This window comes from Mycobacterium sp. TH-M82, from assembly GCF_057473605.1.
Map to the genome: position 1 here is coordinate 1 of NZ_JBYCKY010000630.1, position 2,442 is coordinate 2,442.

2 protein-coding genes are annotated in these 2,442 nt (G+C 67.2%); one reads left to right on the forward strand and one right to left on the reverse strand.

The features are described from left to right. On the reverse strand, positions 1-300 hold a 300-nt coding region (locus AC2VON_RS18505; protein WP_486954264.1), incomplete at its 3' end, for an MBL fold metallo-hydrolase. A 36-nt stretch (positions 301-336) separates the two neighbouring features. Between AC2VON_RS18505 and uvrA the strand changes: the two genes are divergently transcribed. Continuing rightward, positions 337-2,442, forward strand: a 2,106-nt coding sequence (gene uvrA, locus AC2VON_RS18510) for an excinuclease ABC subunit UvrA (RefSeq protein WP_486954265.1), incomplete at its 3' end; no start/stop codon positions are given.

Sequence of the window (2,442 nt, forward strand, 5' to 3'; positions counted from 1 at the left end):
AGTCGGCGCCCCGGTGGCTTCGGCCAGCGCCGCCAGCGCCTGCCAGTGGTCGAAATGCTGGTGGCTGGTGACGATCAGCGACACCTTCGGGGCGTACCGCTGCACCAGATCGGTCAGGATCTGGGCATCGTTGGCGGCGTCGATCAGCAGCGACTCGCCGGTTTTCGCACACGTCACCAGGTAGGCGTTGTTATCCCACGGCCCGACGGACGCCTTCAGGATCGTCGCACCAGGAAGGGTGCGCCGGGCGGCGGTGCGAGGCTCCACGTGCCCGGTGTAGTGGTCGTCGATGACAGTCATACGGGCCACGGTACCGATGCGCATAGCATGGTGCCGATGGCTGACCGGCTGATCGTCAAGGGTGCGCGCGAACACAACCTGCGCAGTGTCGATCTGGACCTGCCGCGCGACGCGCTGATCGTCTTCACCGGACTGTCCGGATCGGGTAAGTCGTCGCTGGCGTTCGACACTATTTTCGCCGAGGGTCAGCGCCGTTACGTGGAGTCGCTGTCGGCCTACGCGCGGCAGTTCCTGGGCCAGATGGACAAGCCGGATGTCGACTTCATCGAGGGCCTGTCGCCGGCGGTGTCCATCGACCAGAAGTCGACCAACCGCAACCCGCGGTCGACGGTCGGCACCATCACCGAGGTCTACGACTACCTGCGGCTGCTGTATGCACGTGCGGGCTCGCCGCACTGCCCGGTGTGCGGCGAGCGGATCGCCCGCCAGACGCCGCAGCAGATCGTCGACCAGGTGCTGGCCATGGACGAGGGCACCCGGTTTCAGGTGCTGGCCCCGGTGGTGCGCACCCGCAAGGGCGAGTTCGCCGACCTGTTCGAGAAGCTGAACACCCAGGGTTACAGCCGGGTTCGGGTCGACGGCGTGGTGCATCCGCTGACCGACCCGCCCAAGCTGAAGAAGCAGGAGAAGCACGACATCGAGGTGGTCGTCGACCGGCTGACGGTCAAGGCGTCCGCCAAGCAGCGGCTCACCGATTCGGTGGAGACCGCGCTGAACCTGGCCGACGGGATCGTCGTGCTGGAGTTTGTCGACCGAGATGAGAATGATCCGCACAGCGCTTCCCGGGAGCAACGGTTCTCCGAGAAACTGGCCTGCCCCAACGGCCACGCGCTGGCCGTCGATGACCTTGAGCCCCGGTCGTTTTCGTTCAACTCGCCCTACGGCGCCTGCCCGGAGTGCACCGGGCTGGGGATCTGCAAGGAGGTCGACGTCGACCTGGTGGTGCCCGACCCGGACCTCACCCTCGCGGAGGGCGCGGTGGCGCCGTGGTCGATGGGCCCCACCGCTGACTACTTCACCCGGATGCTGGCCAGCCTCGGCGACGCGATGGGTTTCGACGTCGACACCCCGTGGCGCAAACTACCGGCTAAAGCTCGTACGGCGATCCTGGAAGGCGCCGACGAGCAGGTGCATGTGCGCTACCGCAACCGCTACGGCCGCACCCGCTCCTACCACACCTACTTCGAGGGTGTGATGGCGTTCCTGCAGCGCAAGATGGAGCAGACCGAGTCCGAGCAGATGAAGGAACGCTACGCCGGCTTCATGCGCGACGTGCCCTGCCCGGTCTGTCGCGGCACCCGGCTCAAGGCAGAGATTCTGGCCGTGACGCTGGCCGCGGGGGAGTTGGGCAGTAAATCCATCGCCGAGGTGTGCGAGCTGTCGATCGCGGATTGCTCGGACTTTCTCGCCGCGCTCACGCTGGGGCCGCGTGAACAGGCCATCGCCGGTCAGGTGCTCAAGGAGGTCCAGTCCCGGCTGGGTTTCCTGCTCGACGTCGGGCTGGAGTACTTGACCCTGTCCCGCCCGGCGGGGACCCTTGCCGGCGGCGAAGCGCAACGCATCCGGCTGGCCACCCAGATCGGCTCCGGATTGGTCGGGGTGCTCTACGTGCTCGACGAGCCCTCGATCGGGCTGCACCAGCGCGACAACCGCCGGTTGATCGAAACACTGGTCCGGCTGCGTGATCTGGGCAACACACTGATCGTCGTCGAACACGACCTGGATACCATCGCCCACGCCGACTGGATCGTCGACATCGGCCCCGCGGCCGGCGAGCACGGCGGTCAGATCGTGCACAGCGGGACTTACGCGGACCTGCTGGCCAACCGCGAATCGATCACCGCCGCCTACCTGTCCGGTGCGCAAAGCATCGAGGTGCCCGCGATCCGCCGACCCGTCGACCGCCGGCGCCAATTGACCGTCGTCGGCGCCCGCGAGCACAACCTGGCCGATATCGACGTGTCCTTCCCGCTCGGCGTGCTCACCCTGGTCACCGGGGTGTCCGGTTCCGGCAAGTCGACGCTGGTGAACGACATCCTGGCCGCCGTGCTGGCCAACCGGCTCAACGGCGCCCGCCAGGTTCCCGGCCGGCACACCCGGGTCACCGGACTCGAGTTCGTCGACAAGCTGGTGCGGGTCGAC